This is a genomic window from Paranoxybacillus vitaminiphilus (assembly GCF_003259935.1).
Classification (GTDB): Bacteria; Bacillota; Bacilli; order Bacillales; family Anoxybacillaceae; genus Paranoxybacillus; species Paranoxybacillus vitaminiphilus.
Map to the genome: position 1 here is coordinate 86,523 of NZ_QLMH01000004.1, position 15,126 is coordinate 101,648.

Sequence of the window (15,126 nt, forward strand, 5' to 3'; positions counted from 1 at the left end):
AAAGAGGCTGTCTCATAAGGGTCTGACCTCACGTGCGTTTAACAATATATAGCTCATTTATCCAACATGATTTTCTATATATTGTGTTGCCGGGTCTGACCCTTGGCTTTTGAAACAGCCTCTATATGCTCAACGCATGTTTATTTAGCTAAAAAAGTCGCCAAAGTGCTCAAATTGATTTAAGAAATCGTAGACAATGCTTGGAACGACTCCAAATACAATTGTACCAATTGCGCAGAAAATGACAACCATCATGACCCCGAGAGGCAGCTTCACTGGAGTTTGTTCCGCTGCCGGACGGAAAAACATTTGCGTCAAAATCCCGAAATAATACACGTATGAAATGACGGTTGTCGCAATCATCACCGCGGCAAGCACGTAATGAGCCGGCTCTGTAACAAACGCCCCTAAAAAGATGTTTACTTTGCCAATAAAGCCGGCTGTCCCCGGAATGCCGGCAAGCGATAAAATGAAAATTCCCATCGCAACCGCAACAAGCGGGGAGCGGCGGTAAAGACCGGCAAACTGGCTGATATCTTCAGAACCTGACTTGTCGGCAATCACTTGTAAAATCGCAAATGCTCCGAGATTCATTAATAAATACGCGACTAAATAAAACCAAATCGAATCAATGATAAACATCGACATGGTCACAAAACCAACGAGTAAATAGCCGGCATGGGCGATGCTCGAGTAAGCAAACATCCGCTTCACATTGCGCTGCCTGAGGGCAATCGTATTACCGATAATCATCGTTGCTCCTGCTAAAAAGGCGATATAATCCTGCATCGACAATAACATCGATGCTGAATTCGTGCCTTCAGCCGGAGTTCCGGCAAAAATGTAAATCATTAAACGCAGGACAATAACAAATCCAGCCGTTTTGGAAACGACGCTTAAAAATGCCGTAACAGGCGTTGGCGCTCCTTGGTACACATCAGGCGCCCACATATGGAACGGCGCAGAGGCCAATTTAAAAGAAAGACCGACAAATAACATAAGCAGCGCAAGCGCCAGTAAATATTGCTGCCCCATATCAATCACTGTGCTCAGTTGACCGGCAATGGCTTTTAAATTCGTCGTCCCTGTCAACCCGAAAATATAACTCATTCCAAATAGCGTAATCGCTGTCGAAATTCCGCCGTTAATGACATATTTCATTGCCGATTCATTCGACGGTACATATTTTTTGCGCAAACCGACTAATATGTAAGAGGAAATCGACAACAGCTCAAGGCCGACAAACATGGTAATCAAATCACCGCTTGATGTCATCATCATTGCACCAAGCAAAGCGGCTAAAAACAAATAGTAAAATTCACCGCGATACGGCATGCCTTCTGCCGGCTGATAATCCATCGACAACAGAATAACACAAGCAGCCCCGGCTAATAAAATGAACTTAAATGCTTTCGCAAACGAGTCAAGCCGGAACGTATCCTCTAAAATCGAAGTCACTTCAACAGGCAGCAGTCCTACTAGTGAGATGAGAGCAACAATGACGCCGGCAAATGCGAACCATCCAAGCAGACGACGATCTTTTTCGTCAGGCATAAACAGGTCGATGAGCGAGAGAATGGTCGCAACGCCAAGAATGGTAAACTCCGGTGTCATAATGCCCCATTCATATTGCAATAACGTCTTTAAGTCCATTCATCTCACCCTCCTAACCCGTTCATAATCATCTCTAATGTCGCTTGCAATGGTTCCGCTAAAATATTCGGATACACGCCAATGAGAACAATCAGCGCGACTAATAACAAGACCGGAATCGCTTCAACAAGGCGAATGTCCATCACACCGGCATAATCACGATTCGCGTTGCCGTATGTGACCGTTAATACGGCGCGCAATAAATAGACAGCGGTCATAATAATGCCGAGTGCTCCAATCGCAGCAATGAGCGGCTTTGCGGCAAACAGCCCTAAAAACGCCGTAAATTCGCTGACAAACCCTGACATTCCCGGCAGCCCAAGCGATGCCATCGCTCCGGCTAATAAGAAACCTGCTGTAAGCGGCATCGCTTTCGCCAAGCCGCCGAGTTTGTCAATCATCGTCGTATTGACACGCTCATACAAGACACCGACTAAGAAGAACAAGAGAGCGGAAATTAAACCGTGGGAAACGACTTGGAAAATCGCCCCTTGGATGCCGGCTTCATTTAATGCCCCTAAACCGATCAAGACGATTCCCATATGGGAAATACTTGAGTAGGCAAGCACCATTTTGAAATCGTTTTGAATGAACGCTAAAAACGCGCCATATAGCAGGTTAATGACACCTAAAATGGCGATAAATGTCGCCAAATCGCGAAATTCCTCGGGAAATAATCCGAGGCCAAAGCGGATTAAACCGAATGCCCCGATTTTTAATAAGACGCCTGAATGCAGCATCACAATGGACGGAGGCGCTTGAACGTGAACACGCAGCATCCAGCTATGAAGCGGTACAATCGGCAATTTTACGCCAAAAGCTACTAGTAAAGCGATCAGTAAACCGTAACGCAAATCTTCGGAAATCGGCGCCATCATTTGCGCTTGGGCAGCCGGGTCATTAAATATTTCTTTTAACAGCGCGACATTCGACGTGCCCGTACGCGCAAATAAGATTAAAATAACAAGCAGTAAAATCGCTGAGCCGATTCCGTTATAAATTAAATAGCTATAGGCTGCTTTTTCCTTTTCGAAATAGCCCCATTTGCCAATTAAAAAGAACATTGGAATGAGCGTAATCTCAAAGAAAATAAAGAACAAGACTAAGTTTTCTGCCGCAAAGACGCCAAGCATGCCAATTTCTAAAAGAAGAAACAGCATAAAATAACCTTTCCATTCTTTTTTAATATGAATGGATGCAACAGCAGCGAGCGTTGCCAAAATCGTCGTTAACACAATCATGACAAGGGCAAAGCCATCGATGCCTAATTCATAGTCAACAGTAAATGTATTTTTATTTAAAAACGCAAATTTGCCGAAATGAATCCAATTCCGTTTTTCTGCGAGACTATTTATGTCATATCCGGAAAGATATTGTACAAACGCCAGCAGTGCGAAAAACAAAGATGGAAGCGTTGCTAAAAATCCGATCAGTTTTATCATCTGTTCTTGTTCTTTTGGTACAAAAGCCAAGGCAATGATACCAAGCAACGGGGAGAAAACGAGCAAGGAAAGAAAATACGTTTGATCCATCATAAGTACCCCCCTGTTAAAGCAAGAATCACAACGAGCGCGGCTAAACCGATGATCGTTACAGCGCCATACATTTGTACTTGTCCGTTTTGCAGCCTTGCTCCCGCTTTACCAATACCTTGTGTCAGCGCTGCCACCGCATTGGCGGCTCCTTCGACGATAAAGCGGTCGATGTACTTAAACAGCATGCTGACTGCTTTTGCCGCATAAACGACCGTTAATTGATAAAATTCGTCGATATAATATTTATTGAAAAGCACATGATAAGAGATAGGCATTCTTGAGCTGAGCCAGTCTCTTGATAGCGATTTTTTGCCGTACATAAGCCATGCAAGGAAAATGCCAAGCAAAGAAACGACAGTTGCGACAATCATAATCCAACTTGGCGCTTCATGATGCACGTGCATATCCGTTCCTTCTGTCAGCCAATCACCAAGAAATGTACCAAACCAAGGTGTGTTCACATAACCAGCGAAGACCGCTAATCCACCAAGCACAAGCATCGGCAATGTCATCACAAACGGTGACTCGTGCGCATCTTTTACCTCACTGCGTGCTTCTCCGGTAAACACGAGAAAGAACAGTCTAAACATATAAAACGCCGTAAAGAAGGCCGCAACGACAGCAAGCCAGAACAACACAGTATTCCCGCGTGTCCAAGCGGCAACTAAAATTTCCTCTTTACTAAAAAACCCGGAAAAGAGCGGAACACCGCTAATCGCTAACGTTCCAATTAAAAATAACGGCGCGGTGAGAGGCATTTTTTTCCAAATACCACCCATTTTTTCAATATCTTGCGTATGAACGGCGTGAATGACGCTTCCAGCCGCTAGGAATAACAATGCTTTAAAGAAAGCGTGTGTCATTAAATGGAACACACCAGCTACATAACCGGCAGAACCTAACGCAAGCATCATGTAACCGAGCTGGCTGACCGTTGAGTAAGCAAGCACCCGTTTAATATCTGTTTGCACTAAGCCGATGGAAGCAGCAAAAATCGCCGTAAAGCCGCCGACAATGGCGACGGTTAACATCGCGATATGGCTTGCTTCGTAAAGCGGGAATAACGTTGCGACTAAATACACCCCAGCAGCGACCATCGTTGCTGCGTGAATCAATGCCGATACAGGCGTCGGACCTTCCATTGCATCCGGAAGCCATGTATGAAGCGGAAACTGACCGGATTTCCCGACCGCTCCGACAAAAATCAAAATTGCCGATAACGTAATCATCGTCTCCGAAACTGTTCCTGCTTGTACGGCGGCAAATATGTCGGCATATTCAAAGCTTTTGACTTCCCAAAACAGCAAAATCATGCCGATCAATAACCCGACATCACCGATGCGCGTCATAATAAATGCTTTTTTGGCCGCCGCTTTTGCCTCTTCTTTGTAAAAGTAAAAGCCGATTAATAAGAACGAACCAAGACCGACAAGCTCCCAAAAGATATAGGTTTGCAATAAATTCGGCGAGATGACAAGCCCGAGCATCGCGAACGTGAACAATCCCAAATACGCATAAAAGATCGGAAATCTTTCATCGCCGTGCATATATCCTTTGGAATACATATGTACAAGGAAACTTACAAGCGATACGACAACGAGCATCAACGAATTTAATGGATTGACCTCAAAGCCCGCTGTCAGCTCCATCGTTCCGATCGTTAACCAAACTTGCTCTGCTTTTAATGTCGGTGCATTCAAACGCTCAAATAGAACCATCACCGAATAAACGAAAGAAATAAACGTCAGTAAAATGCCGATATACGCACTATTTTCCTTCAATCGTTTACCTACTGCAAGCAGAATCAAGAACGAGAAAAGCGGGAAAAGCGGTATGATCCAGGCATTTTCCATCATTGTATCACAATCCCCTTTTTCAAGCGGCTGCGAGTAAGCCGCTAGTCTTTATCGACAAACCCCTTTTTACCCGTGAAATTAATGCTTCATCGAATCAATTTCATCAATATGAACCGTCTTGCGATTACGATAAAGCGCCATTAAAATCGCGAGGCCAACCGCTACCTCTGCAGCGGCGACAGTAATCGTAAACAGTGAGAACACTTGTCCAGTAATGCTCGGATTGACTCCATATTTACTGAACGCAACTAAATTGATGTTAACGGCATTTAACATGAGCTCAATACAAATGAGCACAATGACCGTATTTCGCTTTGTCAACGCCCCGTATAAGCCGATACAGAACAACATTAACGCAAGGACAAGGTAGGCGGACAATGGAACAGTGCTCACTTTTCTTTCGCCTCCTCATCATCTTTTTTCGCTAAAATAATCGCTCCGATAAGCGCTACTAATAATAAAACGGATGTCAGTTCAAACGGAATGATGTACTTCGAATATAAAGCAATACCGATTTGTTCTGTATTTTTTTCATGGAGCGTTGCTGCCTGCCCGCCAAGATCTAAGTCGTAAATGCCAAAATACACGGCAACACCGAACGCAGCAACCGCTAAAAATGTAAATATTTTTCGAAAAAGCCCCCCTGTTGAATGCCCTTCATCTTGATGACGTGTTAACATAATACCGAACAACATCATAATTGTAATCGCTCCCGAATAAATGAGCACTTGAACAGCTGCGACGAATTCAGCGGATAAAAGAACGTAAAGGCCGGCAATGCTGACGAACGTAAATACAAGTGCGACAACCATATGAACGACTTTTGTTAAATTTAACATCAATACTCCGCCGGCAATCGCCACAAGCGCAAGACCGAAAAAGGCTAAATATTCTCCGCTCATGGCTTATTCCCCTTTCTCACATTCGTATCGTTTTCATCGAGCCATTCTAAGTTTTTAAACAGCGCATCGCGACTATATTCTGCCAGTTCAAAGTTATTCGTCATGACGATGGCCTCGGTTGGACAGACCTCGGTACAAAGGTCGCATAAAATGCAGATTTCAAAGTTAATGTCGTACGTATCAATGATTTTCCCTTTTTTCGTTGGGTCTGGATGCTTTTTACCCGTCAGCTGAATACAGTCAGTTGGACAAATGTTCGCGCATTGATTACAGACGATACATTTTTCCGGATAAAATTTTTGAATGCCGCGAAACCGATCGGGAAGCGGAAGCGGTTCATTGGGATAATCGTATGTGACTTTTTCTTTCGTTAAGTTTTTCAGGGTATATTTCAAACCTTTCGCTAAGCCAAGCAAGCTTTGTCACCCCTTTTGATTAGAAAAATAATTCCTTAATGAGCGCTGTGATAAAGATGTTTGCCAGCGCTACCGGAAGCAGCACTTTCCAACCAAATTCCATCAGCTGGTCAGCCCTTAGGCGCGGGAACGTAATGCGGAACCAAATTAATAAAAACACGACTAAACTAAATTTAAGCGAAAACCAAACCGCTCCCGGAATAAAGTCAAGAAACATGACCGGTTTCCATCCGCCTAAAAAGAGCACTGTTGTTAACGCAGACATCGCAAAGAAATAAACATATTCCGCAAGCATAAAAAATGCCCAGCGAAATCCGGAATACTCGACATGGAATCCGGCAACAAGCTCGGATTCTGCTTCCGGCAGGTCAAACGGCGTCCGGTTTAATTCAGCAACAGAAGCGATTAAAAAGACGAGAAAACCGATTGGTTGAACAAAAATGTACCAAACATCTTCCTGCGCTTCAACAATATCATTGAGATTTAAGCTGCCTGTTAAAAGAATGACGCCCAGCACGGACATGACAAGAGGAATCTCATAGGAAATCATTTGCGCGGCTGCACGCATGCCGCCGAGAAGCGCATATTTATTGTTCGATGCCCACGCTCCTGTCACAACGCCGACCGTTGTTAACCCGGAAACGGCAATGTAGTAAAGCAGACCGACACCGATATCCGCAAATTGCAGCTTATCCGTAAACGGAAGCGTTGCCAACACCATAAATGCTGGTGCAAACGCAATGACAGGCGCCAAAATAAATAGCGGGCGATCGGCTGCTTTCGGAATCGTATCTTCTTTAAGCAAAAGCTTAAGCACGTCAGCGACCGTTTGCAACAGCCCCCAGCGGCCGCCGACTTGGTTCGGCCCGTAGCGTCCTTGCATAAAGCCCATCACTTTACGTTCAGCTAGAATTCCGTAAGTAACGAAGCCTAAGACAACAAGCAAGAGCGCTGTTCCAAGTCCAAAAAAGATGGCGAGATTTGTCCAGCTTGGCGCTGACTGTAATAATTCCTCCATCATTATCCATCGACCTCCCCGAGCACAATGTCAATTGCTCCAAGAATCGCAATTAAGTTGGCAATATTCTCACCTTTTAATAGTTTCGGGAGTATTTGCAAGTTATAAAAAGATGGCCGACGGAATTTTAAGCGATATGGTTCTTTTTTACCGTCACTGGCGATATAGCAGCCGATTTCTCCGCGCGGTGATTCAATTCGTACGTATGCTTCTCCTGGCGGCGCTTTAATGATGCGCGGCACTTTCGCCATAATTTCGCCATCTTTTGGAAACTGTTCGCATGCCTGCTCGATGATTTTCAATGATTCTTCGATTTCGGCAAGGCGGCATTCATAGCGGGCAAAACAGTCGCCGGTTTCACGCACAGGGATATCAAAGTCAAAACGATCATAAATCGAATACGGTTCATTTTTGCGTAAATCCCATTTAACCCCCGTACAGCGAAGGTTCACGCCGCTTAATGAATAGGCAAGGGCATCTTCTTTCGTATATTTGCCGACACCAATAACACGGTTGCGGAAAATTTCATTTCCTGTTACGAGCTCATGATAGCCCGCCAGCTGTTTGCGCATATAAGGAACGAAATCTTTCACTTTTTCAATCCAGCCATCCGGAGCGTCCCATTTCACCCCGCCAACGCGCATATAGTTGAACGTCAAACGCGCTCCTGACAGCTCATTCAGTAGATTAATAATCATTTCGCGCTCACGGAACGCATAGAGGAATGGGCTGACGGCACCGATGTCCAATAAATACGTTCCCCACCAGACGAGATGGCTCGCAATACGTCCTAATTCCATCGCTAAAACGCGCAAATATTCAGCCCGTTCAGGCACTTCAATCCCCATCATCGTCTCCACCGCATGACAGATAACATAGTTGTTCGTCATCGCTGATAAATAATCCATCCGATCCGTATAAGGGATAATTTGCGTATATTGCAAGCTTTCAGCAATTTTCTCTGTTCCGCGGTGAAGATAACCAATAACAGGTGTAGCTTCTTTAATGATTTCTCCATCAATTTTTAACACGAGGCGAAATACACCGTGCGTACTCGGATGCTGCGGCCCAACGTTAAGAAGCATTTCTTCTGTGCGAAGCATGAGCTACACCTCCACATCATACGGTTCATAGTCTTTTCGAAGCGGATGACCGACCCAATTTTCGCCTAAAAAGATGCGAATTAAATTCGGATGGCCTTTAAATTGAATCCCAAGCAAATCATATGCTTCGCATTCCGGCCAATTCGCTCCCGGCCAAAGCGGAACGAGCGAATCAATTTCCGGATTGTCCCGGTCAATCTTTACCTTTAACGCAACGGATTGATTGTTTTTGTAAGAATACAGGTGAACGTATACTTCCATATGAGTTTGGAAATCGGTGCCATGCAGATCGGATAAATAGTCAAAACCAAGTTGCTCGTTGTACTTTAAAAATTGAGCGATTTTATAATATGTATCTTTTTTCGCCACAAGTGTAGGAACATCTTTGGAAAGCCGGTTAATGTAAGCATCTTCTAAAACATCTTCACCGAGATGCTCTTTAATGACTTTCACATATTTATCAAGATATACTTGATTCGGTGACGGCTTCTCCTCCTGCTTTGGAGTTTCTGACGCTTGTGCTTGCGCCGCTTTTGCTTTTGCCGCTGCCGCAGCCTTCGCTTTTGCAGCGGCAATCGCTTTTGCTTTCGCTTTCGCAATCTCGTCTTCACTTGCTTCAGCGTTGTTTCCTTCTTGTGCTTGTTGTTTCGCCAGTGCTGCGGCTTTCGCTTTTGCGGCTGCGGCTGCCTTCGCCTTCGCTGCCGCAATCGCTTTTTGTTTTGCGAGTTCGTCGCTGTCTGCCGACTCTCCGCTTTGTTCTGCTTCTTTTGCCTTTTGTTTCGCCAGCGCTGCCGCTTTCGCCTTTGCTGCCGCTGCGGCTTTTTTCTTCGCCAACTCAAGATCGTCATCTTTTTCAGCTGTTTTTTCTTGCTTCGCTTCCACTTCTTCGTTCAATGAAACCGTTTTCTCGAGCGTTTGCTCAGTTTGTTCCGTTTCCTTTTTCGCCGCCATCCGCTCACGGGCGAGTTGTTTTGCCCTTTCTGCTGCTTCCTTTTTCAGCTGCTGTAAATCTTTCTCGTCGCTCATTTACAGCACCTTCTTCCCTGTTTTTGCTTCATAACGAATTTTCTCTTTTAATTTATTAATTCCGTAAATTAAGGCCGCTGGGTTAGGCGGGCAGCCCGGAATATAGACATCAACCGGTACGATTTGATCGACACCTTTGACGACACAATATGATTTGACGTAAGGGCCTCCCGCTGTGGCACAAGAGCCCATGGCAATCACCCATTTCGGTTCAGGCATTTGATCATACAAACGGCGGACAATCGGCGCCATTTTCTTTGTTACCGTCCCCGATACAATCATAACGTCGGATTGGCGTGGGGACGTACGGAAGAAGGAGCCAAAACGGTCCAAATCATAATGCGAAGAACCGACTCCCATCATTTCAATTGCACAGCAAGCAAGCCCAAATGTTAACGGCCATAACGAATTGCTTCTTGCCCATGCTTTCAATTGTTCAAGCGTTGTCAAAAAGACGTTTCGTCTTAGCTCTTCCATTTCTTCTTCAGGTACATTCAATAATTTTACATCCATTTTAACACCTTCTTCTTCCAAGCATACACGAGTCCAATCACAAGCATGATGACAAAAATCAGCATCTCAATAAGAGCAAACAAACCTAGCTTATCATACGCTACAGCCCAAGGATATAAAAATACGGTTTCTACATCAAAAATGACAAATAAAAGGGCAAAAATATAGTAGCGTACATTAAATTGAACGCGTGAATCATGAAAAGGTTCAATCCCGCTTTCATACGTCGTTTGCTTCGCGGCATTCGGTGCATGCGGCCGCAAAAAGCGTCCCGCTGTAAGCGCTACAACCGGAAGCAAAATACCTAAACATAAAAAGACGAACACGATTAAATAGTTATTAAGATACACATTTAACAACGTGACATATGCCTCCTTTGCCGGCTTACCTCAAACTTTTCCGAATGGTCATACAATTAAGACTTTATAACCGATATCATTATAACATTTATATCCAACAGTGTCGACAAACTGTAAGCGCAATAATTGGAAAAAAGAAAAGCGGAGGCGCCGTGATTAGCTCTTGAAGCCAAATGTTCTTCACCCGCAGAAGTGCTTGCACTTCGAGGGAGAAGGTTATTTGGCAGAAGAGAGCTAGCCGCCGAAGCTAGACATCAAGAAAAGCGAAGGCGGCGCGAGCCGAGCTAGACAATAAAGAAAAGCGGAGGCGCCCTGCTTAGCCGCGATGGGCATAAAAAAGAACAGGAGAATATGAAATTCCCCTGTCCTTATCATCCATATGATTAGCCGCGTTTACCGGCAACGTTTAAGCGGTTGATTGCGCGTTGTAATGCAAGCTCTGCACGTCTGAGATCGATGTCTTCTTGTTTGCTTTGTAAACGTCGCTCAGCGCGCTCTTTCGCAGCTTTTGCGCGCTCGACATCGATGTCCTCTGCTTTTTCTGCTGCTTGCGCTAAAATGGTCACTTGATCTGGGCGAACTTCAAGGAAGCCTCCGCTCACTGCAACTAATTCAGTGTTGCCTCCTTTTTTTAAGCGTACTGCTCCGATTTGCAGCGGAGCGACCATCGGAATGTGCCCCGGCAAAATGCCAAGTTCACCGCTTTGTGCTTTCGCGCTTACCATTTCTACATCTGCTTCATACACTGGGCCATCAGGAGTAACTACACTGACTTTAATCGTCTTCATTTAAAATACCTCCCAGGTCCCAAAATTAAACTTCTACGCCCATTTGCTTCGCTTTTTCAACGACTTCTTCAATGCGTCCAACTAGACGGAACGCATCTTCAGGAAGATGGTCATATTTACCTTCAAGAATTTCTTTGAAGCCGCGAACTGTTTCCTTAATAGGCACATAAGAACCAGGTTGACCTGTAAATTGCTCCGCAACGTGGAAGTTTTGTGATAAGAAGAATTGAATACGACGAGCGCGATGTACGACAAGTTTGTCTTCATCAGAAAGCTCATCCATACCAAGAATCGCAATGATATCTTGCAATTCTTTATAACGTTGTAAAGTTTGTTGTACTTTACGTGCAACTTGGTAATGTTCTTCACCAACGATTTCCGGTGAAAGCGCACGAGAAGTAGATGCAAGTGGGTCTACCGCAGGGTAAATACCCATCTCTGCTAATTTACGCTCTAAGTTTGTTGTTGCGTCTAAGTGCGCGAACGTTGTTGCCGGAGCTGGGTCAGTATAGTCGTCCGCTGGTACGTAAATTGCTTGGATTGATGTTACCGAACCTACCGCTGTTGATGTGATACGTTCTTGCAATTGACCCATTTCTGTCGCAAGTGTTGGTTGGTAACCTACCGCAGACGGCATGCGTCCTAATAACGCAGACACCTCAGAACCTGCTTGCGTGAAGCGGAAAATGTTATCGATGAAGAACAACACGTCTTGTCCTTGCTCATCACGGAAGTATTCCGCCATTGTCAAACCTGTTAACGCAACGCGCATACGTGCTCCAGGTGGCTCGTTCATTTGTCCGAATACCATCGCTGTTTTATTAATGACGCCGGAATCTTTCATTTCATGGTAAAGGTCGTTACCTTCACGAGTACGTTCACCTACACCCGCGAATACAGAGATACCACCGTGCTCTTGAGCGATGTTGTTAATAAGCTCTTGGATAAGAACGGTTTTACCTACACCCGCACCACCGAATAGACCGATTTTTCCACCTTTAATGTATGGCGCAAGAAGGTCTACTACTTTAATACCTGTTTCAAGAATTTCAACTTGTGTTGAAAGTTCCTCGAACTTAGGTGCTGGCTTATGGATGGAGTCGCGACGTGCGTCAGCTGGAATTTCCTCACCTAAATCGATTGGTTCACCTAATACGTTAAATACACGGCCAAGTGTTACTTCACCTACTGGAACGGAAATTGGCGCACCTGTGTCGATTACTTCCATGCCACGAATTAATCCGTCCGTAGATGCCATCGCGATTGTACGAACTGTATCATCACCAAGGTGAAGGGCAACTTCTAATGTTAAGTCAACATCGACTTCGTTTTCGTTGCGCGCTTTATGTTGGATTTTAAGGGCGTTGTAAATCGCAGGAAGATGTCCGTTTTCGAACTTAACGTCTACAACTGGACCCATAACTTGAAGAACGCGTCCTTTTGCCATCGTTTTCCCTCCTAACTTGCTAGTAAAAAACAAATTATGCAGCTATCACTATTGCAACGCATTCGCTCCTGCAACGATTTCCGTAATTTCCTGTGTAATGGCTGCTTGACGAGCGCGGTTGTATGAAAGCGTAAGCGTGCGAATAAGCTCTTTTGCGTTGTCTGTTGCGTTTTTCATCGCTGTCATACGAGCTGCATGCTCACTTGCCTTCGCATCTAATAACGCACCGTAAATTAAACTTTCCGCATATTGCGGCAAGAGCACTTCTAAAATTTCTTCTTGTGAAGGCTCAAATTCATAAGAAGTTAACTTTTTGTTTGCTGCCAAGTCTGTTAACGGCAACAGTTTTTTCTCCGTTACATCTTGTTGAATCGCGCTTACATAATGGTTGTAATACATATACAACTCATCAAACGTGCCATCGGCAAACATGTTCACCGTTTGATTGGCGATTCGCTTAATATCCGCGAATGACGGCTGATCAGGCAGCCCTGTAATATTTAATACAACCGGAATATTGCGCTTCGTGAAAAAGCTTAATCCGATACGGCCAATCGCGATTACTGCATATTCATCCGTTGATTTATGCCGTTTTTGAATCGTCTGGTAAACTGTGCGGAGAACGTTGCTGTTATATGCACCAGCTAAGCCGCGATCAGATGTGATAACTAAATAGCCTGTCTTTTTCACCGGGCGTTTCACTAACATTGGATGGTTGGCGTTAGAGCTTCCAAGCGCGACGCTCGCAACAACATCTTGAATTTTTTCCATGTAAGGAACGAATGATTTCGCATTGTTTTCAGCGCGGTTTAACTTAGAAGCAGAAACCATTTCCATCGCTTTTGTGATTTGGCTCGTTTTCTTTGTTGCGTTAATTCTCGTTTTTATATCACGTAATGATGCCAAAGGTTTTCACCACCTTTTTGCGCTGAATCTATTTTCACGTAAAGGAGAAGCGGAACAGAAGAAGTGCCCCTTCTGTTCCTATGCTGTTTTACTCAGAAACAACGAACGTTTTCTTGAATTCTTTAATTGCGTTGTTAAAGTCTTCTTCGTTTGGAAGATCTTTTGTTGTACGAATATGGTCAAGCAAGTCTTTGCGATTGTGATCTAACCATTGATAAAACTCTTTTTCGAAACGGCGGATATCTTCAACCGGGATGTCATCTAAGAATCCGCGCGTTAACGCATAAAGAATCGCAACTTGTTTTTCAACTGGAAGCGGCTCATGTAAGCCTTGTTTTAACACCTCTACTGTACGAGCACCGCGAGCAAGTTTCGCTTGTGTTGCTTTATCAAGGTCAGAACCGAATTGAGCGAACGCTTCAAGTTCACGGTATGCCGCTAAGTCAAGACGAAGCATACCTGCTACTTTTTTCATCGCTTTGATTTGTGCTGCACCACCAACGCGTGATACAGAAAGACCTGCGTTAATCGCTGGACGTACGCCAGAGAAGAATAAGTCAGATTGCAAGAAAATTTGTCCGTCCGTAATTGAGATGACGTTCGTTGGAATGTAAGCAGAGATGTCACCTGCTTGTGTTTCAACGAATGGTAACGCCGTTAATGAACCAGCGCCTTTTGCGTCGCTTAATTTTGCCGCGCGCTCTAAAAGACGAGAGTGCAAGTAGAAAACGTCACCTGGATATGCTTCACGGCCTGGTGGACGACGTAATAATAGAGAAAGCTCACGGTAAGCAGCTGCTTGTTTAGATAAGTCATCGTATACAACAAGCACGTGCTGCCCTTTATACATGAAGTATTCACCCATTGTTACCCCAGCATATGGAGCTAAGAATAGCAATGGAGCTGGTTGTGACGCAGAAGCTGTTACAACGATTGTGTAATCTAATGCACCGTGTTTGCGCAATGTTTCTACTACGTTACGAACCGTTGATTCTTTTTGTCCGATTGCCACGTAGATACAAATCATGTTTTGATCTTTTTGGTTAATAATCGTGTCAATCGCAACAGATGTTTTACCAGTTTGACGGTCTCCGATAATTAACTCACGCTGACCGCGACCGATTGGCACAAGCGCGTCAATCGCCTTAATACCTGTTTGTAATGGCTCATGTACAGATTTACGATCCATTACACCAGGAGCCGGGCTTTCGATTGGACGAGTTTCTGTTGTTTCAATTGGGCCTAAACCGTCAACAGGCTGTCCTAATGGGTTTACAACACGACCGATTAACGCTTCGCCGACAGGAACTTCCATGATGCGGCCAGTACGACGAACTTCGTCGCCTTCTTTAATACCTGTGTATGGTCCTAAAATAACGATACCAACGTTGTTTTCTTCAAGGTTCAATGCCATACCCATGACACCATTTGCAAACTCAACAAGCTCCCCGGACATAACATTGTCGAGGCCATGAGCACGAGCGATACCGTCACCGATTTGGATAACTGTACCAACATCGCTCATTTGGATTTCAGACTGATAGTTTTCAATTTGCTTTTTTATCAGCGCGCTAATTTCTTCAGCTTTGATGCTCATGCATTTC

The 15,126-nt window shown here is 44.5% G+C and carries 15 protein-coding genes; all 15 read right to left on the reverse strand.

Annotation, left to right across the window (positions count from 1 at the left end):
- Window positions 1–144 precede the first annotated feature (144 nt).
- The 15 genes from nuoN to atpA all read right to left on the reverse strand — a co-directional run bounded on the left by nuoN (window position 145) and on the right by atpA (window position 15,119).
- Entirely contained in the window at window positions 145–1,653 is a 1,509-nt protein-coding gene (nuoN, locus tag B0I26_RS06920) for an NADH-quinone oxidoreductase subunit NuoN (RefSeq protein ID WP_111644732.1), read from the reverse strand.
- Between the two features lie 5 nt (window positions 1,654–1,658).
- A complete protein-coding gene (locus B0I26_RS06925) occupies window positions 1,659–3,185 on the reverse strand; it encodes an NADH-quinone oxidoreductase subunit M (RefSeq protein ID WP_111644873.1) in 1,527 nt (508 codons plus the stop codon).
- Window positions 3,185–5,044 carry an NADH-quinone oxidoreductase subunit L gene (nuoL, locus tag B0I26_RS06930; protein WP_111644733.1) on the reverse strand — a complete coding sequence of 620 codons (1,860 nt, stop codon included), beginning with the start codon at window positions 5,042–5,044 and terminating at the stop codon, window positions 3,185–3,187. Before nuoL ends, B0I26_RS06925 begins: the two co-directional genes overlap by 1 nt.
- Window positions 5,045–5,122: 78 nt before the next feature.
- Entirely contained in the window at window positions 5,123–5,437 is a 315-nt protein-coding gene (gene nuoK / locus B0I26_RS06935; protein ID WP_111644734.1) for an NADH-quinone oxidoreductase subunit NuoK, read from the reverse strand.
- Entirely contained in the window at window positions 5,434–5,946 is a 513-nt protein-coding gene (locus tag B0I26_RS06940; protein ID WP_111644735.1) for an NADH-quinone oxidoreductase subunit J, read from the reverse strand. Before B0I26_RS06940 ends, nuoK begins: the two co-directional genes overlap by 4 nt.
- Window positions 5,943–6,362, reverse strand: coding sequence for an NADH-quinone oxidoreductase subunit NuoI (gene nuoI / locus B0I26_RS06945; RefSeq protein ID WP_044749367.1), 420 nt, complete (start codon window positions 6,360–6,362; stop codon window positions 5,943–5,945). Before nuoI ends, B0I26_RS06940 begins: the two co-directional genes overlap by 4 nt.
- A gap of 19 nt (window positions 6,363–6,381) precedes the next feature.
- A complete protein-coding gene (gene nuoH, locus B0I26_RS06950; RefSeq protein ID WP_111644736.1) occupies window positions 6,382–7,383 on the reverse strand; it encodes an NADH-quinone oxidoreductase subunit NuoH in 1,002 nt (333 codons plus the stop codon).
- Complete coding sequence (locus tag B0I26_RS06955; RefSeq protein ID WP_111644737.1) at window positions 7,383–8,483, reverse strand: NADH-quinone oxidoreductase subunit D; 1,101 nt, start codon at window positions 8,481–8,483, stop codon at window positions 7,383–7,385. The genes nuoH and B0I26_RS06955 overlap by 1 nt, the downstream gene beginning before the upstream one ends.
- Before the next feature lie 3 nt (window positions 8,484–8,486).
- Entirely contained in the window at window positions 8,487–9,509 is a 1,023-nt protein-coding gene (locus B0I26_RS06960; RefSeq protein ID WP_111644738.1) for an NADH-quinone oxidoreductase subunit C, read from the reverse strand.
- Window positions 9,510–10,022 (reverse strand): NuoB/complex I 20 kDa subunit family protein, encoded by a 513-nt coding sequence (locus B0I26_RS06965; RefSeq protein WP_027408015.1) that lies wholly within the window; start codon window positions 10,020–10,022, stop codon window positions 9,510–9,512.
- Window positions 10,013–10,381 carry an NADH-quinone oxidoreductase subunit A gene (locus B0I26_RS06970; protein WP_111644739.1) on the reverse strand — a complete coding sequence of 123 codons (369 nt, stop codon included), beginning with the start codon at window positions 10,379–10,381 and terminating at the stop codon, window positions 10,013–10,015. Before B0I26_RS06970 ends, B0I26_RS06965 begins: the two co-directional genes overlap by 10 nt.
- A gap of 383 nt (window positions 10,382–10,764) precedes the next feature.
- Window positions 10,765–11,169, reverse strand: coding sequence for a F0F1 ATP synthase subunit epsilon (locus tag B0I26_RS06975; protein WP_111644740.1), 405 nt, complete (start codon window positions 11,167–11,169; stop codon window positions 10,765–10,767).
- Between the two features lie 25 nt (window positions 11,170–11,194).
- Window positions 11,195–12,616 carry a F0F1 ATP synthase subunit beta gene (atpD, locus tag B0I26_RS06980; protein ID WP_111644741.1) on the reverse strand — a complete coding sequence of 474 codons (1,422 nt, stop codon included), beginning with the start codon at window positions 12,614–12,616 and terminating at the stop codon, window positions 11,195–11,197.
- 48 nt (window positions 12,617–12,664) lie between these two features.
- A complete protein-coding gene (locus tag B0I26_RS06985) occupies window positions 12,665–13,522 on the reverse strand; it encodes a F0F1 ATP synthase subunit gamma (protein WP_111644742.1) in 858 nt (285 codons plus the stop codon).
- 88 nt (window positions 13,523–13,610) lie between these two features.
- On the reverse strand, window positions 13,611–15,119 hold the full coding sequence (gene atpA, locus B0I26_RS06990; protein WP_111644743.1) for a F0F1 ATP synthase subunit alpha: 1,509 nt from the start codon (window positions 15,117–15,119) through the stop codon (window positions 13,611–13,613).
- Window positions 15,120–15,126 lie beyond the last annotated feature (7 nt).

Bases quoted from the DNA above. Each gene is read 5' to 3' on its own strand.
- nuoN (WP_111644732.1), bottom strand. From the start codon at position 1,653: ATGGACTTAAAGACGTTATTGCAATATGAATGGGGCATTATGACACCG.
- B0I26_RS06925 (WP_111644873.1), bottom strand. From the start codon at position 3,185: ATGGATCAAACGTATTTTCTTTCCTTGCTCGTTTTCTCCCCGTTGCTT.
- nuoL (WP_111644733.1), bottom strand. From the start codon at position 5,044: ATGATGGAAAATGCCTGGATCATACCGCTTTTCCCGCTTTTCTCGTTC.
- B0I26_RS06940 (WP_111644735.1), bottom strand. From the start codon at position 5,946: ATGAGCGGAGAATATTTAGCCTTTTTCGGTCTTGCGCTTGTGGCGATT.
- nuoH (WP_111644736.1), bottom strand. From the start codon at position 7,383: ATGATGGAGGAATTATTACAGTCAGCGCCAAGCTGGACAAATCTCGCC.
- B0I26_RS06955 (WP_111644737.1), bottom strand. From the start codon at position 8,483: ATGCTTCGCACAGAAGAAATGCTTCTTAACGTTGGGCCGCAGCATCCG.
- B0I26_RS06960 (WP_111644738.1), bottom strand. From the start codon at position 9,509: ATGAGCGACGAGAAAGATTTACAGCAGCTGAAAAAGGAAGCAGCAGAA.
- B0I26_RS06965 (WP_027408015.1), bottom strand. From the start codon at position 10,022: ATGGATGTAAAATTATTGAATGTACCTGAAGAAGAAATGGAAGAGCTA.
- B0I26_RS06975 (WP_111644740.1), bottom strand. From the start codon at position 11,169: ATGAAGACGATTAAAGTCAGTGTAGTTACTCCTGATGGCCCAGTGTAT.
- atpD (WP_111644741.1), bottom strand. From the start codon at position 12,616: ATGGCAAAAGGACGCGTTCTTCAAGTTATGGGTCCAGTTGTAGACGTT.
- atpA (WP_111644743.1), bottom strand. From the start codon at position 15,119: ATGAGCATCAAAGCTGAAGAAATTAGCGCGCTGATAAAAAAGCAAATT.